This window comes from Methylomonas koyamae, assembly GCF_006483455.1.
GTDB classification, from domain to species: Bacteria; Pseudomonadota; Gammaproteobacteria; order Methylococcales; family Methylomonadaceae; genus Methylomonas; species Methylomonas koyamae_B.
The window spans coordinates 1-23,609 of record NZ_PPPU01000052.1 but is presented as its reverse complement, the minus strand read 5'-3'; the positions used below and the strand labels follow the sequence as shown (position 1 = coordinate 23,609).

At 51.5% G+C, this 23,609-nt stretch carries 24 protein-coding genes; 16 read left to right on the top strand and 8 right to left on the bottom strand.

Annotation, left to right across the window (positions count from 1 at the left end; translation table 11 throughout):
- The 5 genes from mraZ to C2U68_RS19110 form a co-directional block, all read right to left on the bottom strand.
- On the bottom strand, window positions 1-468 hold the full coding sequence (gene mraZ / locus C2U68_RS19130) for a division/cell wall cluster transcriptional repressor MraZ (protein ID WP_140914071.1): 468 nt from the start codon (window positions 466-468) through the stop codon (window positions 1-3).
- 377 nt (window positions 469-845) lie between these two features.
- Window positions 846-1,847: an NAD(P)H-dependent glycerol-3-phosphate dehydrogenase gene (locus C2U68_RS19125; protein ID WP_140914070.1), complete on the bottom strand. Its 1,002-nt coding sequence runs from the start codon at window positions 1,845-1,847 to the stop codon at window positions 846-848.
- A gap of 6 nt (window positions 1,848-1,853) precedes the next feature.
- A complete protein-coding gene (secB, locus tag C2U68_RS19120; protein WP_140914069.1) occupies window positions 1,854-2,330 on the bottom strand; it encodes a protein-export chaperone SecB in 477 nt (158 codons plus the stop codon).
- Between the two features lie 23 nt (window positions 2,331-2,353).
- Entirely contained in the window at window positions 2,354-2,803 is a 450-nt protein-coding gene (locus C2U68_RS19115; RefSeq protein WP_313901423.1) for a rhodanese-like domain-containing protein, read from the bottom strand.
- A gap of 18 nt (window positions 2,804-2,821) precedes the next feature.
- Window positions 2,822-3,133, bottom strand: coding sequence for an ArsR/SmtB family transcription factor (locus C2U68_RS19110; protein ID WP_140914068.1), 312 nt, complete (start codon window positions 3,131-3,133; stop codon window positions 2,822-2,824).
- A gap of 437 nt (window positions 3,134-3,570) precedes the next feature.
- Between C2U68_RS19110 and C2U68_RS19105 the strand changes: the two genes are divergently transcribed.
- Together C2U68_RS19105 and C2U68_RS19100 are read left to right on the top strand one after the other, a co-directional pair.
- Window positions 3,571-4,749: a murein hydrolase activator EnvC family protein gene (locus C2U68_RS19105; RefSeq protein ID WP_260839407.1), complete on the top strand. Its 1,179-nt coding sequence runs from the start codon at window positions 3,571-3,573 to the stop codon at window positions 4,747-4,749.
- Between the two features lie 38 nt (window positions 4,750-4,787).
- Window positions 4,788-6,152: a S41 family peptidase gene (locus C2U68_RS19100; protein ID WP_140914066.1), complete on the top strand. Its 1,365-nt coding sequence runs from the start codon at window positions 4,788-4,790 to the stop codon at window positions 6,150-6,152.
- Between the two features lie 138 nt (window positions 6,153-6,290).
- Here C2U68_RS19100 and C2U68_RS19095 read toward each other — a convergent pair whose 3' ends face one another.
- Both C2U68_RS19095 and C2U68_RS19090 read right to left on the bottom strand, forming a co-directional pair.
- The gene (locus C2U68_RS19095) at window positions 6,291-6,743 is read right to left on the bottom strand and encodes a DUF934 domain-containing protein (RefSeq protein ID WP_140914065.1); all 453 of its coding nucleotides are present in this window, start codon (window positions 6,741-6,743) and stop codon (window positions 6,291-6,293) included.
- Complete coding sequence (locus C2U68_RS19090) at window positions 6,730-8,382, bottom strand: nitrite/sulfite reductase (protein WP_140914064.1); 1,653 nt, start codon at window positions 8,380-8,382, stop codon at window positions 6,730-6,732. Before C2U68_RS19090 ends, C2U68_RS19095 begins: the two co-directional genes overlap by 14 nt.
- A 211-nt stretch (window positions 8,383-8,593) precedes the next feature.
- Here C2U68_RS19090 and nhaD point away from each other — a divergent pair, with 211 nt between their 5' ends.
- The 3 genes from nhaD (at window position 8,594) to rpmE (ending at window position 11,584) form a co-directional block, all read left to right on the top strand.
- Window positions 8,594-9,901: a sodium:proton antiporter NhaD gene (gene nhaD, locus C2U68_RS19085; RefSeq protein ID WP_260839413.1), complete on the top strand. Its 1,308-nt coding sequence runs from the start codon at window positions 8,594-8,596 to the stop codon at window positions 9,899-9,901.
- A 39-nt stretch (window positions 9,902-9,940) separates the two neighbouring features.
- Window positions 9,941-11,284, top strand: coding sequence for an AmpG family muropeptide MFS transporter (locus tag C2U68_RS19080; protein WP_140914062.1), 1,344 nt, complete (start codon window positions 9,941-9,943; stop codon window positions 11,282-11,284).
- Between the two features lie 99 nt (window positions 11,285-11,383).
- Window positions 11,384-11,584 (top strand): 50S ribosomal protein L31, encoded by a 201-nt coding sequence (gene rpmE / locus C2U68_RS19075; protein WP_140914061.1) that lies wholly within the window; start codon window positions 11,384-11,386, stop codon window positions 11,582-11,584.
- A 60-nt stretch (window positions 11,585-11,644) separates the two neighbouring features.
- Here the strand turns inward: rpmE and C2U68_RS19070 are convergent, their stop codons facing one another.
- Window positions 11,645-13,960 (bottom strand): penicillin-binding protein 1A, encoded by a 2,316-nt coding sequence (locus C2U68_RS19070; protein ID WP_260839406.1) that lies wholly within the window; start codon window positions 13,958-13,960, stop codon window positions 11,645-11,647.
- A gap of 242 nt (window positions 13,961-14,202) precedes the next feature.
- Here C2U68_RS19070 and C2U68_RS19065 point away from each other — a divergent pair, with 242 nt between their 5' ends.
- The 11 genes from C2U68_RS19065 to C2U68_RS21340 all read left to right on the top strand — a co-directional run bounded on the left by C2U68_RS19065 (window position 14,203) and on the right by C2U68_RS21340 (window position 23,436).
- Window positions 14,203-15,264: a pilus assembly protein PilM gene (locus C2U68_RS19065; protein WP_140914059.1), complete on the top strand. Its 1,062-nt coding sequence runs from the start codon at window positions 14,203-14,205 to the stop codon at window positions 15,262-15,264.
- On the top strand, window positions 15,264-15,836 hold the full coding sequence (locus tag C2U68_RS19060) for a PilN domain-containing protein (RefSeq protein WP_140914058.1): 573 nt from the start codon (window positions 15,264-15,266) through the stop codon (window positions 15,834-15,836). The genes C2U68_RS19065 and C2U68_RS19060 overlap by 1 nt, the downstream gene beginning before the upstream one ends.
- Entirely contained in the window at window positions 15,833-16,453 is a 621-nt protein-coding gene (locus C2U68_RS19055; RefSeq protein ID WP_140914057.1) for a type 4a pilus biogenesis protein PilO, read from the top strand. Before C2U68_RS19060 ends, C2U68_RS19055 begins: the two co-directional genes overlap by 4 nt.
- Window positions 16,453-17,004 (top strand): pilus assembly protein PilP, encoded by a 552-nt coding sequence (locus C2U68_RS19050; protein WP_140914133.1) that lies wholly within the window; start codon window positions 16,453-16,455, stop codon window positions 17,002-17,004. Before C2U68_RS19055 ends, C2U68_RS19050 begins: the two co-directional genes overlap by 1 nt.
- Before the next feature lie 4 nt (window positions 17,005-17,008).
- Window positions 17,009-19,261, top strand: coding sequence for a type IV pilus secretin family protein (gene pilQ / locus C2U68_RS19045; RefSeq protein WP_140914056.1), 2,253 nt, complete (start codon window positions 17,009-17,011; stop codon window positions 19,259-19,261).
- A 103-nt stretch (window positions 19,262-19,364) separates the two neighbouring features.
- Window positions 19,365-19,532, top strand: a complete 168-nt coding sequence (gene lptM / locus C2U68_RS21850) for an LPS translocon maturation chaperone LptM (RefSeq protein WP_222101936.1) — start codon at window positions 19,365-19,367, stop codon at window positions 19,530-19,532.
- A 2-nt stretch (window positions 19,533-19,534) separates the two neighbouring features.
- Entirely contained in the window at window positions 19,535-20,782 is a 1,248-nt protein-coding gene (gene lysA / locus C2U68_RS19035; RefSeq protein WP_140914055.1) for a diaminopimelate decarboxylase, read from the top strand.
- A 7-nt stretch (window positions 20,783-20,789) separates the two neighbouring features.
- Entirely contained in the window at window positions 20,790-21,620 is an 831-nt protein-coding gene (dapF, locus tag C2U68_RS19030; protein ID WP_140914054.1) for a diaminopimelate epimerase, read from the top strand.
- Window positions 21,617-22,306, top strand: a complete 690-nt coding sequence (locus C2U68_RS19025) for a DUF484 family protein (protein ID WP_140914053.1) — start codon at window positions 21,617-21,619, stop codon at window positions 22,304-22,306. The genes dapF and C2U68_RS19025 overlap by 4 nt, the downstream gene beginning before the upstream one ends.
- 4 nt (window positions 22,307-22,310) lie before the next feature.
- Window positions 22,311-23,231, top strand: a complete 921-nt coding sequence (xerC, locus tag C2U68_RS19020) for a tyrosine recombinase XerC (protein WP_140914052.1) — start codon at window positions 22,311-22,313, stop codon at window positions 23,229-23,231.
- Between the two features lie 37 nt (window positions 23,232-23,268).
- Entirely contained in the window at window positions 23,269-23,436 is a 168-nt protein-coding gene (locus tag C2U68_RS21340; protein WP_186289674.1) for a hypothetical protein, read from the top strand.
- Window positions 23,437-23,609 lie beyond the last annotated feature (173 nt).

The following is a 23,609-nucleotide window of genomic DNA, read 5'->3' as shown; positions in this document are numbered from 1 at the left end:
TCAAAACGACAAAGAGCCAAGTTCTTCAAGGCCCTCGCTGTCGTTACCGTCCATCCATTCCTGTTCTTTGGCCTTCCAGGCGTCTTCGTTCCAGACTTCGAACTTGTTCAGTTGGCCGACCAGCACAATATGCTTTTCCAGGCCGGCGAACTCGCGCAATTTTTCCGGCAACAGCAGGCGGCCCTGGGCGTCCATTTCGCACTCCGAGGCGTTGCCTATGACAAAACGCCGCAACTTGCCGGCCATTTTGTTCAAGGTCGGTAAGCGGCTGATGGTTTGCTCCAGCTTTTCCCATTCGGGTAAAGGGTACAGCCAGAGGCAGCCCGGTTCACCAACGCATTTATCGTCGACTGCAACGGTCACAACCAGTTGGCGGTCGCAGCACTCCTGTAACTCCTCCCGATAGCGGGTAGGAATCGCAACGCGCCCTTTCGCATCCAAACTGATTGAACTTATGCCTCGAAACAAATCAAACCCTCAAAAAGCCAAAAAAATCCATTTATGCCCACTTTACATCACTTTTGTACCACTATAGTTTTCAAAATGGGCTTAGTCAAGAGGCAGCTAGATTAAATTCTTTCTTTTTCTACAATGACTTAGGTCTGGTTGGGGGTTGGCTTTGAATGGGTGGTGAGGGAGGGGGTAAAACTGATTGGTATCAAAAAGTTAATGTCGATTTTTGATGTAAATCGCAATTAACGAACGCTAATGCTTAAATTTATAAGGTTATTTTGTTCAAAACGGGAGAAGCGGCGCTTGCAGGAACTCAGGGCGCCGAAAAAACTCGCGCTTGTTAGGGCGTGGTTTTTAGGGCGGATTGCTCTTTGAATGGGGGCGGGGCGAATTCAGGCTTGTTCGGGTTTTTGATCCCGGTTTAACAAGTTGTCTACGGCTTGTTTGGGTTGGAGGTTCTCGAAGAGTACTTTGTAAACCTGCGAGGTGATGGGCATTTCGACGCCGTATTTTTGCGATAACCCGAAGGTTTCGCGGGCAGCGGAGATGCCTTCCACTTCCTGGTTGATTTGTTTCAACGCTTGAGCCTGATCCTGGCCGCGTCCAAGGGCCAGGCCGAAGCGGCGATTGCGGGATTGATCGTCGGTGCAGGTCAGGATCAAGTCGCCGAGGCCGGCCAAGCCCATAAACGTGTCGGCTTGGCCGCCCAGACGGATGCCGAGGCGCATGATTTCGGTCAGGCCGCGGGTGATTAAAGCTGCGCGTGTGTTGGCGCCGAAACCCAAGCCGTCAGCGATTCCGGCGGCGATGGCTAATACGTTTTTGCAGGCGCCGCCGACCTGGACGCCAATAATGTCGTGGCTGGTGTAGACTCGAAAGCGTTGATTGTGCAGCATGGCGCTGAGTCGGGACGAAAAGGCATCGGATGTCGAGGCGACGGTCACTGCTGTGGGCAAGTCTGCCGCGACTTCGGCGGCGAAAGTCGGCCCGGACAGCGCGGCGGTTTCGATATCTTCGCCCAGCGTTTCGGCGACGACTTGGCTTAACAGAGCGCCATCAAGCCCGTCGAAGCCTTTGGTGGCCCAAGCGACCATAGGTTTTTCCGCCAAAAAGGGTTTGATGCGAATCAAAGTATCCCGGAAGGCATGGCTGGGGACCGAAATCAAAAGTACCTGGCTGTAACTTACGGCTTTGCTGATGTCGGCGGTGAGCTCGAGATTGGCAGGCAACTGGGCGCCGGGCAGGTAGCGGCTGTTTTCGCCGGCTTGTTGCAGCGCAGCGATATGTTGCGGATTATGTCCCCATAGCGAGGTGGTGCAGCCATTTCTGGCTGCTTGGATAGCCAGGGCGGTCCCCCATGATCCGGCACCCAGGATGCTGATTGATGGCGGCATCCTGTCTTAGTTTAAAGTTTTGGCTTCGGCGTTTTGCGGGGCTTGTTGTGCCTGTTGTAAATGTTGCATATACAGGGCGTCGAAATTAACCGGAGCCAGGACCAGTTGCGGGAATCCGCCTTTGCTGACTAGGTCGGAAATGACCTCGCGGGCGTAGGGGAACAGAATGTTCGGGCAAAAGCTACCCAGCATTGGCCCCATTTCCTGTTCGTTAAAGCCGGCGATCAGAAATACTCCGGACTGGTTGACTTCTACCAGATAAGCGGTGCTTTCGCCGACTTTGACGGTTACGGTCAATGTGAGCGAGACTTCGAACATCGAGTTTTCGATCGGTAACACATTGGTGCCGAGGTTCAGATCCAGCGCCGGCTCCCATTTTTGGGTAAAGATTTTGGGTGAATTTGGGGTTTCAAAAGAAATGTCTTTGGTATAGATCTTTTGAATGATGAATTGTTTTTCGCTGGATGCGTTGTTTTCGGCCATGGTCGTGGTTTGGGGTTGGTTGGTTAATCTTTGATTTTGCCCAGTTTGATCGGCAGTTTGTTGTCTTCCCATGATTGCATGCCGCCAATCATGTTATAGACCTGTTCGAATCCTGACTTAGTCAGGGTTTTGCAGGCAGCGGCCGAGCGAGCCCCGGTTTGGCAAGTCACGATCAGCGGATGCTTTTTGTGTTTCTCCAGGGCCGTGAGTTGTTCATCGATTTTGCCTAGCGGAATATTCAAAGCATTTTCGATGTGGCTTTTGCTGAATTCGTGCAATTCCCTGACGTCCAGAACGACGACGTCGTCACTGTTCATTTTGGTGACGGCAATTAGCGGCGAAATGTTTTCGTACTTATTAAAAGAATTGGCAAGCAAATCCTGAATTAGCAAGAAAATGACGCAGACCAGTGCAAATACCAGTAAATAATGGTTGGTGGCGAATTCGATATATTGTTCTATTGGTGCATTCATATTGTTGGTTATTGCTGTTTAAGCGCCGCAAAAAATGCTGCGCATCATTTGAATCAGATGAATAACGCGTTCGTCGTCGATAAAGTAATAAACGCGGTTGGCTTCCTTTTTATAATCAAGAATGCCTTTGTCCCGCAATATCGCCAAATGTTGCGAAATATTGCTCTGACTGGTTCCGACCTGTTCCACAATGTCTTGAACGCTGATCGAGTTGCTGCCCAATACGCAGAGGATTTTCAGTCGTAAAGGGTGGGACATGGCTTTCAGGCAGCGCGCGGCGCGGCTGATATCGCTGTCGTCATATTGAATACTATCGTCTTGATCTTCCATTTAATTACGATATAGCTTGGCAAAATTGGTCGCTAGGCGGCCTGTGGCATTTTTCGGATTTGGCGGCTGGTGGTGCTGGTATAATGCCTTGCTTAGATATGCAGCGGCCAAGCCGCCAACTTAGCGAGCAATACGAGGCCAGCAAATCTAACAGAGTAGGCCTTATTGTTCAATACCCGAGAATTGAGCCGGCGTAATTGTGCGGCAATGGCTGTCGCCGAGATCTGATTTTATAACCATTAGTGCTTGGAGTCCTTAATCCGATGGCAAACCGGCTTCCCCGTACGCCGCTCGTTACCAACAGGTTTTCAGGGTCGAAAAACAGCGAATTGTCGTGTCGGCTCGGGAGTATAAGAATTGCCAAATACCCACCGATGGCGCTGGCGAGGGTAGTCGGTTGCCTGGTTTTCGCCGGGTTGGGGGGGGTAAGTCAGACATTGTCGGCCGCTCCCGCAAACGACAAAACCTTGGCCGACGTCCAGTCGAAAATTCAACAGATCGGTGGCGACGTTCGTGACTTGCAAGCCGAAAAAAATCGGGCAGTGGAGCAGTTGCAAAAGCTGGAGATGCAATATGGCGAATTGGCAAATAGCCTGCGTGCATTGAAAGCCGAAATCAGGCAACAGGAGTCAGTGCTGCAGGAAGTGCGCGGCAAGAGCGCTGCGGCGCAACGCAGTATGCACGAACAACAGCAGGAACTCGAAGGGTTGCTCAAGGCGATCTACGCCATGGGCGGCGATAAGGAGGGCTGGAAAGTGATTCTGAACCAACGCGATCCGGCAGTGTCAAGTCGCATGGCGATTTACTTCGACTATATCAGTAAGGCGCGAGTGGAAAAACTCAACGCGTTTGGCGAGGCCTTCAACGAGCTTCGGCAGTTGGAGGCGCAAAAGGACAGCGAGTCTCAATTGCTTCAAGCTGCTTTGGTAAAGAAGCAGCAAGAGTCGGATGCAATGCTGGCGTTAAAGGGTCAACGCGAAGCCTTGTTAGCCAGGATTGAAAGCGATTATTCAGCCAAGGCCGACCAACTGCAGCGCTTGGTGGCTGACGAGAAAAAATTGCAGTCCTTGGTGGCGTCTTTGCAGAAAACTGATGATAATGCCGAGGACGAGTCTTCACCTGAGCCGCACAAGTCCGAACCAAGCACGAGCCCGCCGCGGGTAGTTTCCAAGCAAATGCCGGCTACTCCTCCGGTTGGCGTATCAGCAAGCCAGCCGTTTGCAGAGTTGCGCGGCCAATTGCCTTGGCCGGTGCAAGGGGCGGTGACGGAGCGGTTTGGCAGTCGGCGCTACGAAACCACTTGGGACGGCGTCGTTATCAGTGCCAGGGAAGGGGCTGACGTGCGTGCGGTGACGGGCGGCAAGGTAGTCTATGCTGATTGGCTGCGAGGTTACGGATTGATGATTATTGTCGATCACGGTAGAGGCTTTATGAGCTTGTACGCGTTCAGCCAAAGTTTACATAAAGGGGTTGGCGATCACGTTAGGGCCGGCGAGGTTTTGGCCTCGGTAGGTCGAAGCGGTGGCAGAGTCGATGCCGCCTTGTATTTTGGCATCCGAAAAAACGGACGGCCGGTCGATCCGGAGCAATGGTGCCGTAAACCGGGCAAAGGTTAATTATTTTTAGGAAACAGGTTGTTGGAGTTCGAATTCAAATGTTAAAAAACAGAAACATATTAATCTTGCTGGTCGGATTTATTTTGGGCGTGGCGCTTAGTTTGTGTGGTAGCGTCTTTGCCGAAAAAGAGTCGCCGGCTTCGGTGAAAAGCGATGAGCTGCAGGCCTTGCCGTTTGACGAGCTGCGGACCTTCACCGAGATTTTCGGTCGCATCAAGCAGGATTATGTAGAACCCGTTTCCGACAAGAAACTTTTGGAAGATGCGATTCGGGGCATGCTGTCCGGTTTGGACCCGCATTCGGCGTATCTTGCCAGCGAAGAGTATAAGGAGCTGCAAGAAGGCACCACGGGTCAATTCGGTGGTTTGGGTATAGAAGTCGGCATGGAAAACGGGTTTGTTAAAGTGGTTTCTCCTATAGACGATACGCCGGCGCAACGGGCCGGAATTAAAGCTGGAGACTTGATCGTTCGTCTCGACGATAAGCCGGTGAAAGGTATGACGCTGGCCGATGCGGTGAAAATCATGCGCGGCGAGCCAGGCAGCGAGATTGTGCTGACAGTGATTCGCGAAGGGGAAGAGGCGCCGTTGAAGTTCGCGTTGACTCGCGACATTATCAAAGTCAAAAGCGTCAAGAACAGGATTTTGGAAAAGAATTACGGGTATTTGCGGATCAGTAGTTTTCAGTCCGGCACTGGTCAAGGTCTATTGGATGCAATTGATGAGTTGAAAAAGGAGAACGAAGGCCCGCTGAAAGGTATCGTTTTGGATTTGCGCAACAATCCGGGGGGCGTTTTAAATGCGGCGGTGGATGTTAGTGATGCCTTTATCGATTCCGGGTTGATCGTTTATACCGAGGGACGGATCAAAAATTCGGAAATGCGTTTTAATGCCACTTCAGGCGATGTGATAAACGGTGCGCCTATCGTGGTGCTGATCAATGGCGGTTCGGCTTCGGCATCCGAAATTGTGGCCGGCGCATTGCAGGACCACAAGCGGGCCATCATCATGGGTGAGAAGTCGTTCGGCAAAGGCTCGGTGCAAACCATTTTGCCGACCAGTAACGGTGCGGCGGTCAAGTTGACTACGGCGCGCTATTTTACGCCTTCAGGTCGGTCTATTCAGGCCGAAGGTATCGAGCCGGATGTGACGTTGGCCAGAGTCAAGCTGGCGGCAATGGATAAAGCGAAGCTGGATACCGTCAAAGAAGCGGATTTAACGCATCATTTGACCAACGGTAATGCTAAACCTGAGAAGAAGGTTGATGAAGAAGACGGTGATGACGCCAAAGATGCGCCGGAGAAAGATGGGGACGGGGCTGACTTGTCCGAGGCTGATATGCGCGATTATCCTCTGCATGAGGCGTTGAACTTGCTGAAAGGCATTAGCATCATGCGTCGTTAAGTGTTCGGTTTGATAAAGTCGTTCGCCGGAATCGCTGCGATTCCGGCGTCTTTGGCCAAAATAAAACCCCGAGTAGCTTTCGCCAGTCGGGGTTTTTTGTTTCAGGTCAGGTGGCTTTTTGTTAGCTGAGCGCGAAGTTCAATTGGTCGACGATTGATAACGCACTGAAAATTGATTCATGGCCGCCAAAACCAAATCAGCGTCGTTTTGGCTGCTTAAATCAAAGGCGTTGATGCCGACTCTGGACAAGTAGAATACTTGGTCGGGAAGGTATTGACCCACCGCGCGGAGCTCGCCTTGGTACCCGTCCCTGCTGCGTAGTAAGCGGGCCACGGAAAACAAGCGGCCGTCGCCGAAGATCGGAAAGTTCAGTTCGATCAAATCGATTTTATCCAGGTCCGAGTTCAAAGCGTCCAGTTGTTCGCCGGGAGCTACCCGGATGCCAACTTTGCTGTTACGTTCAAGGAGCTGGGCTTTCTCGCTGAGCCAGCGTTGCAGGCTGACCGTAATGTCTCCGCTGGGAAGCGGGGCGGCGTCTTCGATAAAAGTCCAGGTGTTGTTGATTAACTGTTGGTCTTTAATGATTTGCATAAACTCTTTCCCTAAACGGCTCCAGGCCGACGCGCTTTACGGTTTGTAAGAAGGCTTCGTCTTCTAAGCGTTGCTGAACATAAACGTCGAGGATGTCGGTAACGGCCGTGGTGATATCGCTTTTGGCAACTGCCGGTCCCAGGCGTTCGCCAATCGCGGCTTCGTTTTCGGATGAGCCGCCGAGTGTGATTTGGTACCACTCTTCGCCGTGCTTGTCGACGCCGAGGATGCCGATATGGCCGACGCTTTGGTGTGCGCAACCGTTCATGCAGCCGGACATGTTAATTTTGATGTCGCCGATGTCGTGAATGTAATCAATGTCGTCGAGTTTGGAATTCAGTTCTTTGGCAACGCTGATCGAGCTGGCGTTGGCCAGAGAACAAAAGTCCAGGCCGGGGCAGCAAATAATGTCGGTTACTGTGCCGATATTGGGTGTGGCCAGCTTGAGTGCGTCCAGTTTTTGCCAGAGCGCAAATAAGTCGCTTTGTTTGACGTCGGCGAGCACGAGGTTTTGCCGATGGCTACTTCGGACTTCGCCGAAGCTATATTGGTCAGCCAAATCGGCCACGGCCTCCAGTTGTTCGGCGGTAATGTCGCCTGGCGGGGATTCGGGGGCTTTCAAAGAGATGTAAACGCCTTGGTAGCCGTCGATTTTGTGTTCGACTGTGTTGTATTTAGCCCATTTGGCGAAGTCGCTGTTAACGGCAAGGGTGTTGGCAAAATTCGGGTCGGGGCTTGCGATGGTTTCGTAAGCGGGCGGGGCGAAGTGGGCTTTAAGTTCGGCGATTCGTTCCTCGCTCAGTAACATGCTGTCGCGGATGCGTTCCCACTCCTGCTCGACCATGGCCTTGAATTTTTCCAGGCCGGTTTCCTTAACCAGAATCTTGATCCTGGCTTTGTACTTGTTATCACGGCGGCCGAACAGATTATATATCCGTAAAATAGCTTCCAGATAGGACAGCAGGTGCCGCTTTTCCAGATAAGGGCGAATGGTTTGGCCAATGATCGGGGTTCGGCCCAGGCCGCCGCCTACCAAAATTTGAAATCCGGTTTCACCTGCGCTGTTTTTGACCAAGTAGACACCGATATCATGCAATTGGACTGCTGCTCGATCATGAGTTGCGCCGCTGACCGCGATTTTGAACTTGCGTGGTAGGAAGGCAAATTCGGGGTGCAGAGTGGTCCACTGTCTGATAATTTCGCAGTACGGCCGCGGGTCTTCGATTTCGTCTTTGCAAATGCCGGCCAAATGGTCCGATGTGGTGTTTCGTAGGCAATTGCCGCTGGTTTGAATGGCGTGCATCTGCACTGTGGCCAATTCGGCGAGCAGGTCTGGGACCCGTTCCAAGGCTGGCCAGTTATATTGGACGTTCTGCCGGGTTGTGAAGTGGCAGTATCCGCGGTCGTAATCGCGGGCCACCGATGCCAGCTTGCGCAATTGTTTCGAGGAAAGTAGTCCGTAAGGGACTGCGACCCTCAGCATCGGTGCATGGGTTTGCACGTAGAGACCGTTCATCAGGCGTAGTGCTCTGAATTGGTCGGCTTCCAGGTCCCCGTTCAGAAAGCGTTGGGTCTGGTCGCGAAACTCTCTAACGCGTTCTTCAATAAGTGTTTGATCTTTCTGGTTATATTGATACATTTAGCGATGATGCGTGGTTTACTGACTATTTTGCTAGGTATCTGAATAATATAACGGCCGGGATTAAATGACAAAGAATATTGTATGGTGATAACATGCCCGGTTAGTTTTTTTGCTTTTAATAACGACTAAAACATAGAGGATAAAGGGGGCTACCTTGTTGCGCTTATTGTTGATTTTGGCCGGGCTGTTGTTTGTGCCGCAAATGGCCATGGCCGAAGAGTTTCACAACCTCGGCCTGACCGGAACCGAGCGGGGGATATACACCGTTCTAATCTTTTTGGTGGCTTACGGCTTTGTCATGGCCGAAGAGTTCACACATCTGCGCAAGTCTAAACCGGTGATTTTTGCCGCGGCAGTGATTTGGGCGCATGTGGCCGTTCTGGCTAGCGAGGCCGGAGTTTCGGGCGAGGAACTGCATAAAGCTTTCGAGCACGATTTGAAAGAATATGCTGAGCTGATGCTGTTTTTGCTGGTGGCGATGACTTATATCAACACCATGGCGGAACGTAATGTGTTCGAGGCGTTGCGCTCCTGGTTGATTCGGAAGCAATTCGGTTACAAGCAGTTGTTTTGGATCACGGGCGTCATCACCTTTTTCTTATCTTCCGTCGCTGACAACCTGACTTCGGCTTTATTGGTCGGCGCTGTGGTGATGGCGGTGGGTGCGGATAACGAAAAGTTCGTTTCTGTCGGTTTCGTCAATCTGGTTATCGCGGCAAATGCCGGCGGTGCGTTTTGCCCGTTCGGCGATATCACGACGCTGATGGTGTGGCAAGCCGGGTATGCCGAATTCTTTGATTTCTTTAAATTGTTTATTCCGTCGGTAGTCAACTTTGTTGTCCCTGCATTTTTCATGTCGCAAGCGATTCCAAACGGTCAGCCGCAAGCCACCAACGAAGCGGCGGTAGAATTGAAGCCAGGTGGCTGGGTGGTCTGCGGTTTGTTCGCTGTAACCATTGGCTTGGCGGTCAGCTTTAAGCAATTTTTGCACTTGCCGCCGTTCATGGGAATGATGGCCGGCTTATCGATTTTGATGTTGTTTAGCTATTACTTGAAAGTGCGCTTCCCGGCGGAAGACGGTTCTCGAGTCGATGTGTTCGATCGGGTCAAAGAAGCGGAATGGGATACCTTGTTGTTCTTTTTCGGCGTGGTATTTGCTGTCGGCGGTTTGGGTTATATCGGTTATCTGGAATTGTTGTCTGCGGCCATGTATGACGGTTTGGGCCAAACAACGGCCAACATTCTGGTCGGTATCATTTCTGCGGTAGTCGATAACATCCCGGTAATGTTTGCAGTGTTGAACATGAATCTGGATATGGATTTGTACCAATGGTTGCTGGTCACCTTGACCGCCGGCGTCGGCGGATCTTTGTTCTCGGTCGGTTCGGCCGCGGGTGTGGCGTTGATGGGGCAATCCAATCACAAATATACGTTCTTTAGTCACTTGAAATGGACGCCGGTTATCGCGGCTGGTTATGCGGCCAGTATCGTGACGCATTATTTGATCAACGGTTGATTTTAGGTCCTACCTAAAGTGCGTTGTTAGAGAAAGCGTATGGCGGAAACTGTAAGCAGTTGGCGCAGCGCTTTCTCTATCTATACCCAGCCGCGCGTGCTGGGTATGATTTGGCTGGGCTTTTCGGCCGGCCTTCCGTTCTCTTTGACGTCCTCTACTTTGTCGGCCTGGCTGGCTGACGCCGATGTTTCTCTGGCCGTAATCGGCTATTTCAGTTTGGTTGGTGTTGCATATTCGGTAAAGGTGTTGTGGGCGCCTGTGGTCGACCGATTGCCGTTACCGTTGTTTTGCCGGTGGTTGGGTAAGCGGCGGGGGTGGATATTCGGCGCTCAAATCGGCATAGCGTTGGGTTTGTTTGGGATGGGCGGCTTGGATGTTCATCAGGAGCTGGCGAAAATGGCTTGGTTGGCGATTTGGGTGGCATTCTGCTCCGCTACTCAGGACGTTGCAATCGACGCCTATCGGATTGAGATTGTAGCTCCGGAGATTCAGGGGGCGATGGCGGCGATGTACGTATTTGGTTACCGTCTGTCGCTATTGCTCGCTGGGGCTGGGGTGCTCTACATTGCGGAATATCAGAGTTGGTCTGCGGCATATCAGGGGATGGCGTTGACGATGTCGGTGGGCATGGTTGCGACGTTGCTGGCGCGGGAACCGGCCCGGCTGGTTGACGAGCGGGTGGAGCGGCTCGAGCAAAGTGTGGAAGTTGCGCTTGGCGTGTCAGGGGTACGCAGCTTGTCGGCTAGTTTGCTACGTTGGTTTTCCGATGCGGTTGTCAGTCCGTTTGTCGAGTTTTTCCAGCGCAACGGCAAAAATGGCGCGCGGATTTTGCTGCTGATCGCTGTCTATAAAATGAGCGATATTGCGATGGGGGTCATGGCGAATCCGTTCTATTTGGAATTGGGGTTCAGCAAAAAAGATATCGCTGACGTCACCAAGGTATTCGGTTTTTTCATGACGATTGTGGGTACGTCGATAGGCGGGGTGTTGGTGGTTCGCTTCGGTATTATGCGGCCATTATTATTCGGGGCTGTGATTGTTGCGGCGACTAATTTGCTGTTTGCAGCTTTGGCTTTGGTGCAGCCCGATATCGTGCTGTTGGCAGGCGTGATCAGTGCGGACAATTTGAGCGGCGGCATCGCTTCGGCCGCTTTTATTGCGTATTTATCCAGTTTGACGAATTCGGCTTACACTGCAACGCAGTATGCGCTGTTTAGTTCGTTGATGACATTGCCGGCGAAGTTGATTGGGGGTGTTTCTGGCGACTTGGTCGCGCAGTTCGGTTATGCCGTTTTTTTCATGTATTCCACCGTTATCGGCGTACCGGCAATCGTCCTGGCGATCATGTTGGCGCGCTCTGCGTCGTTTGGCCGGCGAAATTAATTCATCTGAATACTGCTTTGGCTTGCGGTTCTGGTTGCTAAATCGTATCATAAGCAGTTCTCTATCAAGTATGTCTCCCGAAAAGGGTATGTGAGCGCTATGAAACCAGAAATTCATCCACAATATAAACAAATAACCGTGACATGCGGTTGCGGCAATACTTTCCAAACCGGTTCCGTTTTGGCTTCCGATTTGCACATTGAGGTATGCTCTTCATGCCACCCGTTTTTTACCGGTAAGCAACGCGTGGTCGACACCTCAGGTCGCGTGGATAAATTCCGCAAAAAATTCGGAAAATAAACGTCTTTCCGGCCTGCGCTCGGCCGCCAAGCCTTTGGCGGCTTTGAGTGTCGGCCAGTGTCAAAACAAGCTTTCTTCGTTAAATTCCCCTTCGAAGCTTTCTTCCGGTTGAATCGGCGCCGACATGGTTTTCGGTGCGGTTTCTTCTGCGAAATATTCCCAAATCCCGCCTTTTTCGTTTGGCTCTAGCAAAAGTCCGTCGCGCGGGTTGATATAGGCTTGCACAATTCCGGCGGGCGGAGTTTCCGGTTTTTCCGGAAAATGGTGTTGCACAGCTTTGATGAATTTAATCCACATCGGTAATGCAACTTTGCCGCCGGTTTCGCCGTGGCCTAATGGTAGGGAGTTGTCATATCCGATCCAGGTCGACGCGACAATTCCCGTGGCGAAACCATTAAACCAGGCGTCCCGCTGTTCGTTGGTGGTGCCGGTTTTTCCGGCGAGGTCGTTTCGGCCCAGTTGTTTGGCTTGGGTCGCTGTGCCGCGTTGCACGACATCGCGTAGCAAGCTGTTAATTAAGAAATTGGTCTTTGCTGAAATCGCACGTGGCGCTGATGTTTCTTGAGGTGGGTTCAGTTCCTTGCAATCGGCGCACGCCATTGGCGGTTGGGCTTGGAATAACACTGTGCCGTCATTGTTTTCGATTCGCTCGATCAAATAAGGCGTTACCAGAAAGCCGCCGTTGGCAAACACGGCGTAGGCGGTGGCCATCCTTAACGGCGATGCATAGCCGCTCCCCAGGGCGAGCGATAGCGTGGTCGGCAATTGTTCTTTGTCGAAGCCGAAACGTCTTGCCGTGTCTATGGCTTGCGCAACGCCGATTTCCTGCAGTAAGCGGATCGACACCAGGTTTATCGACTCCCGGAGCGCTACCCGCAGCGGTGTCGGCCCCAAATAGCGCCGGTTATAGTTTTCCGGTCGCCAGTCGTTTTCTTGCGAAGGATCTTCGATCACAATCGGTGCATCGTTAATAATGCTGGCCGGCGTAAAGCCTTTCTCAAAAGCCGCGGTGTAGATAATAGGTTTAAATCCAGAGCCCGGCTGTCGCTTAGATTGCGTGGCGCGGTTGTATTTGCTGTGGTAGAAATCGAAGCCGCCCGAGAGCGCCAATATGGCGCCATTGTTTGGGTTAAGCGCAGTTAAAGCCCCCTCCACTTCCGGTACTTGGGTCAATGCCCAATCGCCGCTATTGAGTCGTCTGACCCAAATCACATCTCCGCTATGTAGGTTGGTTCGGTTAGCCCCGCTGCGCTTGATCCACTCGATGTTGCTGCGGTCGATTTGAATCCTGTCGCCGCCGTGAATTGTCGCGGTGATGCCTGACTCGGTAAGTCCAACAATTTGTGCTTGGCGGCAGTCGCCGATAACGGTATCGGTCAAGATAGCGCCGTCTCCGGAGGCGTTTTTGGTCAATGGGCCACGATATCCGTGGCGTTCGTCGTATTCGTGTACGGCTTCCTGAAGGGCGCGATCGGCAGCTCGCTGAAACTCGCTCGGCACCGTGGTGTATACCTTAAGGCCCAGTGTGTAGGCGGCATCGCCGAATTGCGCCATGATTTCCTGGCGGGCCATTTCGGCTACGTAAGGTGCTTGGAATTCGATATTGACCGGCTGCAATGCGGCGTCGTCCGCAGTGTTCAGCGCCGAGCGGTAGGTGTTTTCGTCGATATGTTTTAACTCCAACATGCGCCGTAACACGTAATTGCGCCGTTGCAGCGCGCGCTCGGGATTGGTGATCGGGTTGTAGATGGACGGAGCCTTGGGTAGGCCGGCGATCATTGCTTGCTGCGGCAGGCTCAATTCGGAGAGGTTCTTGCCGTAATAGGTTTGTGCGGACGCGGCTAAACCGTAAGCCCGTTGCCCCATGTAAATTTTATTCAGATAAAGCTCGAGAATCTGATCCTTCGAATAGCGGCGCTCGATTTTTAAGGCCAGGAGGATTTCCTTCAATTTGCGCAAATAGGTTTTTTCGTTGCTTAGCAAAAAGTTACGCGCGACTTGCATTGTGATGGTACTACCGCCCTGGCGCTTTTTGCCTGTCAATACGAGCTGAGTAGCCGCTCTGGCCAGACCGGTGGGGTCGATGCCGATATGGGTAAAAAACCGGTCGTCCTCTGCCGCGATAAAGGCGTTAATTTGTTGCGGGGGGACTTGGTCGATGCTCACTGGCATTCGATGCTTTTCGCCGAATTGGCCAATCAACAAGCGATCTTGGCTATAAATGCTGAAAGGCATTTGGTATTGCACGTTTTGTAACTGCTCGATATCCGGCAGTTCTTTGTCGAGTTCGGCAAAGAAAAAATAACTCGCCACGGCAAAAGTGGTGCAAAACGCTAAAACGCACAACGCCAGCCACTTGATCAGCGACTTCAGCAAAGAGCCTGATTTTGGAGCTTTTTTAATCGGCACAGCAGTACGAATGCGTTAGAAGATTTACAAGAATCGGTTCAGGAAATTCCTGTACATGGGGTCGATAAGCTAAAGTTACTTATAAAGTGGTTCATCTAACAGGATGAAAATAAAAAAACCATCTATACTTGGACCGTAGAGCTTCTGCGGGCCTCGGTTGCGCTGTGCGAGCTAAGTTTAGTCTTTTATGATTCAAAAAGGGTTTGTTCATGAGCTGGTTCAGCAGGAATCCGTCGGCTGTATTGGGAGTGGATATCAGTACGGCGGCGGTCAAGTTGTTGGAGCTAAGTCGGGCAGGTGCGCGATATAAAGTCGAGAGTTACGCCGTAGTGCCGCTACCCCAGGACGCCATCGTTGACAAGAATATCACTAATGTCGAGCAAATTGGCGGAGCGATCAAGGCAGCGGTCAAGCAATCGGCTACCAAGGCCAAGCATGCCAGTGTCGCTGTTGCCGGCTCGTCGGTAATGACGAAGATCATATCGATGCCGGCTTCGCTGACCGATGCCGAGATGGAAGAACAGATCATGGTCGAAGCGGACCAGTACATTCCTTATTCGCTTGACGAGGTGAATTTGGATTTCGAGGTGCAAGGGGTAACGAAAAGCAACCCGGATATGGTGGATGTGCTGCTTGCGGCGTCCCGGCGGGAAAATATCGAAGACCGCGTTGCAGCACTGGCTTATGCCGGCTTGAAAACGGTGGTGGTCGATGTCGAGGCATTTGCCATGGAAAATGCTTTTTCGCTGTTGATTGACCAACTGCCCGAAGGGATTGGCGGTATGACTGTCGCGATCGCCGATATCGGCGCGACGATGACGTCGTTGAATATATTGCATGCCGGAAAGACGGTTTACACCCGTGAACAGGGTTTCGGAGGCAAACAATTGACCGAGGAAATTCAACGCCGTTACGGACTTTCCTACGAAGAGGCGGGGTTGGCCAAGAAGCATGGCGGTTTGCCGGACAACTACGCGGCCGACGTACTGGAGCCTTTCAAAAAAGCCATGTTGCAGCAAATTGCTAGATCACTGCAATTTTTCGTGTCTTCAAGCGCCAACCGTGGCGTCGACGCATTGATTCTGGCGGGCGGTTGCGCGTCTATCGCGGGGTTGGACAAATTAGTCGAGCGCGATTTGGGCATACCTTCTTATATAGCCAATCCGTTTATCAATATGGCGCTGTCCAATCGGGTCAAGCCGCAAAGTCTCAGTAACGATACGCCGGCGATGATGATTGCTTGCGGCTTGGCGTTAAGGAGTTTCGACTAATGGCCAGAATTAATTTACTGCCTTGGCGCGAGGAGCTTAGGAAAAGGCGGCAACAGGAATTTGTTGCCGGTATTGGCGCGGGAATAGTGGCCACCGCATTTATTTTGGTGGTTGTCTATTTATACATCGAAGGTTTGAAGGAATACCAGACCTTGCGTAACACAATGCTGCAAAACGAGATTGCCATTCTCGACAAGAGAATTCAGGAAATAAAAGATATCGAAGACAAGAAAAGCCGATTGTTGACCAAGATCGAAGTCATTCAAAAACTGCAGGAAAGTCGTCCGGAAGTGGTGCATCTGTTTGAAGAGCTTTCTAAAACTACGCCTGAAGGCGTTTATATAACTAAATTCGTTCAAGCGGGGGCTCTGATAACGTTGGACGGTAAGGCGGAATCCAATGCCAGGGTGTCGGCTTATATGCGGGCAATAGACAATTCTTTGTGGCTGAACGGCGCCGTGCTCACAGTGATTCGGGGCGAGGGTAAGAAAAGCGGAACCATGAACGACTTTACGTTGACGGCAAAGCAGGGAAAGAAAGCCGATAACGTTCCAGGAGGGGCCGCAAAATGAATTTGTCGGAAGTCAATTGGGACGTCAATGCTGCGGGTAGTTGGCCGACACCGCTAAAAATTATCGTCATTGTCATTTTTTCGCTTCTGACCGCCGCTGCCGGCGTGTACTTGGTCACGATCCCGCAGTTGGATGAGTTGGAGGCGTTGGAAAAACAAGAGGCCAGTTTGAAGAGCGCATTCGAAGTCAAACAGAAGAAAGCCATTAATTTGCAGGATTACCGGGATCAACTCGAACAGATCGAGGCGTCGCTGGGCGACATGTTGAAGCAGATGCCGACCAAAGCGGAAGTGGCCAGTTTGCTGGTCGACATTTCCCAGACCGGGCTAGCCAGCGGCTTGGAATTCAAGTTGTTCCAACCCGGCGCGGAGGTCAATCGGGAGTTCTATTCGGAATTGCCGATCAACATTCAGGTTGTCGGCAAATATGAGGAACTGGGTTTATTTGTCAGCGGATTGGCGTCCTTACCGCGTATCGTTACGGTACACGATGTGCAAATTACCCCGCTAGGTAAAGAAGGTAAAGACGGGATGACCATGGCGGCCATCATCAAAACCTACAACGAAAGCGAATCCGGGCAAGCCGGTGCGGCGGCAAAAAAACGGAGAGGACAGTGATGGGGATTGAGTGCAGAGTCGTCTCGACTCCGGCATGCTTGGCGTTCTTGTTGGTTCTTAGCGGTTGCGGTGGCGACGACGTCAGCGATTTGAATAAATATGTTCAGGAAGTCAAATCTCGGCCCAAGGCGCCGATAGAGCCTTTGCCTGAAATAAAAGTGGTCGAGTCGTTTATTTTTAAACCGGACGGTTTGCGCGATCCGTTCCGGCAGATCGAGAGAGCGAATGACGACAGCAGTGTCGATGTTTCCGGGGTGAGCGGTATTCATCCCGATACCGAACGCCGCAAAGAAGAGCTGGAGGCTTATCCGCTAGATACTTTACGCATGGTGGGAACGTTGCGCAACGAGAAGGGGTTCTGGGGACTGATCAGAGCGAATGACGGGACCATACACCGGGTTCAAGTTGGGAATCATATGGGGCAAAACTACGGCAAAATTTTGCGTATCCTCGACGACAAAATAGAGCTGATGGAGATCGTTCCGGACAAACCTGGCACTTGGCGCGAACAAGAGTCCGCGTTAGCGATGGCCGATGATAAAGGGTTATAAAATAATGAGTATCGAACTTAATAATGGCGTACGGATTGGCTTGGGACGGTTTTCGAGTCAACGATGGTTTCTGTTTTTGGTGTTGTTGCTGGCCGGGATGCCGGTGCGAGCCGAAGATGCGGCGATCAATAACCTCGAGTTCTCGTCGTTAGCCGGCAATCAAGTCCAAATCCAGTTGGAAACCAGTGGCGGATTGGTCGAGCCGAAAATATTTCAAACCGATAACCCGTCGAGAATTGCGTTAGATTTCGCTGGCGTCAAGAGTAATTTGGCGAAAAAAAGTTTTCCGATCAATCAAGGTGCCGCCGGCACCGTATATGTAGTGGAAGCTTCCGGTCGTACCCGGGTCATTATTAACCTGATCGAGAAAGTGCCCTACGAGACTCGAGTTGAGGGCGATAAGTTTTACGTGCTCCTGAAGTCGGCCGGTACGGTTTCTGCTGTCAACACGACAGTGCAGCAAGCGCCTTCTGCGGCGAAGAATTCGGTGATCAGCAAGTTTTTGCCCGAGCAAAATATCAGGAGCATTGATTTTAGGCGGGGGGCGAATGGAGAAGGGCGCTTGCTGTTGGGTTTGTCGGCGGCCAACACCGTGGTGGACACCAAGCAGAGCGGCGGTAAAGTGGTGTTGAATTTTTTGAATACCCGTTTGCCGGAGTCATTGGTCAAGAGCTTTGATGTATCGGATTTTGCCACGCCAGTGCAAAGAATCGAGGCGGTTCCGAAAGGTGACAGCGTTAACGTTACGATAACGCCGAACAACGGCAATTACGAATATTCCTCGTATCAAGCCGATAACTTGTTGACGGTGGAGTTCAGACCGTTAACGCCGGCGGAAAAGGAAGCGCAACAAAAGGAAAAGTTTCCCTATGTCGGCAACAAACTGTCTTTGAATTTTCAGGATATCGAGGTTCGTTCGGTGCTCCAGATTCTGGCCGATTTTACCGAGCTGAATATCATCGCTGCCGATTCTGTGGCCGGGAACGTTACTCTACGGTTGAATGACGTGCCGTGGGATCAGGCTTTGGAGCTGATTTTGAAGGCCAAAGGCTTGGCGAAGCGCCAAAATGGCAACGTGGTGATGGTGGCGCCGGTAGCCGAGATCATGAAAATCGAGCAGGAAGAATTGGATTCGAAGAAGATTTTCGAAGAGCTGGAGCCGTTGAAAACTGAAAACGTCCAGATCAATTACGCCAAGGCTTCCGAAATTTGCGGTGTGCTGATGGGTATCGGCAACAACTCACAAGGCGGACAGTCGGGAGCGGGCGGTGCCAGTGGCGGCGGTGGTTGTGGTGGTGGCGGTGGTTCTGTTGCCAGTCCGGCAGGTTTGGGCGGCGCGGGTCAAGCCGGCGGATTAGGAGGGGCGACCAGTATGCGATTGCTGTCGCCCCGTGGCACCGCGATCGTGGATGCCCGGACCAATACGTTGATTGTCAAAGATACTGCGAAAGCGATGGAAGACGTCCGTAAAATGATCAAATTATTGGACGTACCGGTGCGGCAAGTGTTGATCGAGTCGCGCATCGTGATCGCAGATACTTCCTTTGCCCAAAATCTGGGTACCAAATTCGGTGTTGCCCACAAGGCCGATGTCAACGGTGGAACGCAATACGGTATGACCGGCAGCGGTGTGGATACCAGTGAAAATTCGCAAATTCTGGCGGATTTAGGTTCGGCGTTGGCGGCGTCCAGCGGCGGTGCTCTGGCGTTGACCTTGGCTCGGGGCGCTGACTATTTGTTGAATTTGGAGATCAATGCGCTGCAGGACGACGGCAAGGGTGAGTTGGTATCCAATCCTCGGGTCATGACCAGCGACCGGGTTCAAGCTTCGATCAAACAAGGGGTGCAAATTCCTTATCAAACCCAAAGTCAAGCAACCGGACCGGTCACGCAGTTGGTCGATGCAGTGTTGGAGTTGAACGTAACTCCGCAAATTACCCCTAGCGGCAGCGTGATTATGCAGCTGGATATCAAAAAAGACTCGCCGGGTACGCCATTGGCGACCGGAGGCAACGCCACCGTACCGATCGATACGCGGCAGTTGAAAACCAAGGTGCAGGTCGAGGACGGCGAAACAGTTGTTCTGGGCGGTATTTACGAGTCTACTGTGCAGGATTCGTATAATACAGTGCCATGGGTGTCTGATCTTCCGGTAATTGGGTGGATGTTCAAAAAGAGCATAAAAACCGATAACAAGAAGGAGTTGCTGGTTTTCATAACGCCTAAGATCGTCAAGGAATCGTTGAGCGCAAAGTAATTGCGTTTGTCGCGGAGATGCTATCGTAGAAAGGGGGCTTCAGCCCCCTTTTTCATGGTGAGTCCCAGATTGGCGGGACTCTCGTTCTTTCGGGGGGCTGGCTATGGTATATTCGATCGATCAATCTAAACCATCTCGTTTGCTTATGGCGACTGAAAGACTGCTTGCTTTAATTTTATGGTGTCTGCTTTTGCAGGCTTGTGGTCAGACCGGGCCGTTGTATATGCCCGATAGTCAGCCGCCGATTTACGTTCCCAAACAAGAAAAATAAACATGGATTTTTTTAACTATCGGCAACAGGCTTTGTTTGCCGAAAATGTTGCTGTTGAAAGCATTGCCGCCCAATACGGCACACCTTGCTACATTTATTCGCGTGCCGCGTTGGAACAACAATGGCAAGCCTTTGATCGGGCTTTCGGCTCGCATCGGCATTTAATTTGTTACGCCGTGAAGGCCAACTCAAACATTGCGCTACTCAATTTGTTGGCCCGCTTGGGTTCGGGATTCGATATTGTTTCGTTCGGCGAAATGCAGAGAGTATTGGCGGCTGGAGGGCGTCCCGGCGACATCGTATTTTCTGGGGTAGGCAAGCGCGCGGACGAAATTTTGGCGGCTTTGCAAGTCGGCATCCGTTGTTTTAACGTTGAAGTCAGCGGTGAGCTCGATCGGATCAACGAGTTAGCCGGGCAACTTGGTGTTTTGGCGCCGGTATCGTTCCGAGTGAACCCCGATGTCGATGCCAAAACCCATCCTTACATCTCTACCGGCTTGAAGGAGAATAAATTCGGTATCGACATCGATAGTGCTATCCACGAATACCGGCGCGCGGCGGCTATGCCGAATATTCAAGTGGTCGGGATCGATTGCCATATAGGGTCTCAACTGACAGGGCTCAATCCGTTTCTGGATGCATTGGATAGGGTGCTGGCGCTGGTGGATTTGCTTGCTGCGGAAGGAATCAAGCTACATCATTTGGATTTAGGCGGTGGTTTAGGCATTCGCTATCGCGACGAAACGCCCCCGGCGCCGGCGGAATACGTCGATGCATTGCTGCAGCGTTTGGGCAAATTAGATTTCGAGATTTTGTTGGAACCTGGCAGGGCGATTGTTGGCAATGCCGGTATTTTGCTGACCAAAGTCGAGTACCTAAAGCCAACCCCTAATAAAAATTTTGCGATAGTTGATGCGGCAATGAATGACTTGCTCAGGCCGGCACTTTACAGTGCATGGCAGGATATCGTGCCGGCTCGGTCGGTCAATTCCGGGCAAGAATTGGAATGGGACATTGTCGGCCCTGTTTGCGAGACCGGTGATTTCTTGGGTAAAGGCCGTGTGTTGACGCTGGCTCCGGGCGATTTGTTGGCGGTCCGCTCCGCAGGAGCGTACGGGTTTTCGATGAGTTCCAACTACAATTCCCGGCCTCGTGCGGCCGAGGTGATCGTTGACGGTAGTGACTGCCATCTGGTCCGTGAACGGGAGGGTGTTGAGCAATTATGGATTGGCGAACGCTTGTTGCCATAGGACGGTTATGGAGATTCGTTTTACCAAAATGCACGGCTTAGGTAATGATTTTATCGTCATTGATGCCGTTTCACAGCAGATCGATCTGAGTGCCGGTCAAGTTCGTTTTCTCTCTGACCGGCATTTCGGGGTCGGATGCGACCAAGTATTGTTAGTCGAGAAGCCTGTCAGCGCAAATGCCGATTTTAAATATCGCATTTTTAACGCCGATGGCAGTGAAGTGTCTCAGTGCGGCAACGGGGCAAGGTGTTTTGCCCGTTTCGTGCGGGAAAAAGCATTGTCCGACAAAGCGGAAATTGTCGTGGATACCGATGCCGGTCAATTGGTGTTGGGGTTCGATACTTACGGTTTGGTCCGGGTTAATATGGGGGTGCCGCGGCATGAACCGGAACAGATACCGCTAATCGCACCAAAACAACTACCGATTTATTCGTTAGTGCTCGACGACGAATGCATCGAATTTGCCGCGGTTTCCATGGGTAATCCGCATGCGGTGCTGATTGTAGATGATGTTGAGCGAGCGCCTGTAGCGCAATTGGGGCCGCGGTTAGAGCGCCACGAATTTTTTCCGCAACGGGCTAATATCGGTTTTATGCAGATCGTAGATCGATCATATGTTCGCTTGCGGGTCTATGAGCGAGGTGCTGCGGAAACGTTGGCTTGTGGCAGCGGTGCCTGTGCTGCGGCGGTGGCCGGTATAGAACTCGGCCTGTTGGATAGCCAGGTGACTGTGCGTTTGCCTGGCGGAGAGTTGCGGATCAATTGGTCGGGCAGGGGGTATCCGGTGTTCATGACCGGGCCGGCAGTTACGGTATTTGAGGGGCGAATAAGCATATGATTGACGAGCGGCGCGCGGATATCACGGATGCTTTGGTGGTCGACTACTTGCGGCGTCATCCGGATTTCTTTCATCACCATCTGGACTTGTTGGAGCAAATGCATATCCCACATCCCAGTGGCAACGCAATCTCCTTGATATCCAAGCAGTTGGAAATCTTCCGGTTCAAGCATCAAGAGCAGGAAAGTCAGCTGAATGCGTTGATAGATATAGCCAGGGAAAATGATGCGTCGTTTAATCGCATGCATGAGTTGACACTGGCTATGTTGGAAGCGAATTCTCTGGAGGATGCGATTGCGAACTTGAGCGATGTGTTGTCAGAATGTTTTCTGACGGATTTTGTCGGAATCAAAATTATTAGGGGTGGCGTCTATTCGCCAATCAGTAATTTGTTTGTTACGGCGGATGAACCGAACTTGAAACATTTTGCCAACGAACTGGCGACCAATCAGCCCAAATGCGGGCGTCCGACGTTGGCTCAAGCGACTTTTTTGTTCGGTGATGCGGCCATGGAAGTCAAGTCGTGTGCGATTATCCCAATGGTGTTTACCCAGCTCGAAGGTCTATTGGCTATTGGTAGCCGCGACGAAAGTCGGTTTCATTACAGTATGGGAAGCGTATTTTTGACTCAGATGAGCGAGATTATTGGGACGCGGTTGATTTCGTTGTTGCAGCAGCTGGGTTAGTGCTGTGGATGCTGCTGCGCATAGCTTAGTAGACTTGTTCTTACGGTATCTGCGCGAAGAAAAGAGGGTTTCGGAGCATACTGCTGTCAATTACCTGCGCGATTTGGCGCGGTTTACCAATTTTTGTTGTTCTAAAGAAATCGGGAATTGGGCTGATGTGCAGCCGGGCGAAGTGCGCCAATATGTCTCGGCTAGGCATAAGGATCGAATCAGCAGCAAAACCATCGGCCGAGATTTGGCTGCGTTGCGTAGCTTTTACCGATTTTTGCTCAGAGGAAAACACGTTGCGGCCAATCCCGTTTTGCATATTCGGGCGCCCAAGGCTCCAAAAAGATTGCCTAAGGTGTTGGATGTCGATCAGATGTCGGGAATGTTGGATGCAGTGGCTGATTCCGTGTATGAAATACGGGATCTTGCTATGTTCGAACTATTTTACTCATCAGGGCTTAGGCTAAGCGAATTGGTGAAGTTGGATCTGTCCGATGTCGACTTTGCGGCGGGGTTTTTGTTGGTGCGTTTCGGCAAAGGCGGTAAGCAAAGGCAGGTTCCGATAGGTTCCAAAGCCATTGTCGCGGTCAATCGCTGGCTAAATGTTCGCCCGGATTGTACTGAGTCGTCGCTGTTTATATCATTTTCAGGGCGAAGGCTAACCCAGCGTAGCGTTCAGCTACGGTTGAGTCGGTGGGGTAAAAAAATAGGTTTGGAAGAGCATGTTCATCCGCATATGCTGCGGCATTCTTTTGCTAGTCATCTTTTAGAGTCAAGTCAGGATATTCGGGCTGTTCAGGAGTTGCTCGGGCACAGCAGCGTTGCAACGACTCAAATATACACGCATTTGGATTTCCAGCATCTGGCAAAGATTTACGACAGCGCGCATCCTCGGTCAAGAAAATCTCAAGAGAACGCTGAAAATTCGCGAGAGTGAATTTGATGTGTTGACAGAGTGGAGATGTGTGGTTAGAATGAGCGGCTCTTCACTGCTGACGGTTTTGGGATTGAAAGTTGGATCCTGGTTTGGTGGTGGCTTTGCTGGCTTTGCTGGCTTTGCTGGCTTTGCTGGCTTTGCTGGCTTTGCTGGCTCTGTTGTTTTGGGGTTGGTAAATTGGTGGCTTTTGATTTGGAGGGTTTGAATCGAAAGTCGCCGAAAAAAGTGGTTGACATGACTTCTTATTGCTGTAGAATATGTCGGCTCAACAGGGTGAAATGCTCTGGCTCTTTAACAAGCTGAATCGAAATAATTTGTGTGGGTATGTGTAGCGATCGATTTCTGTTAGAAATTATCGATACAGACCACGTCAATTTA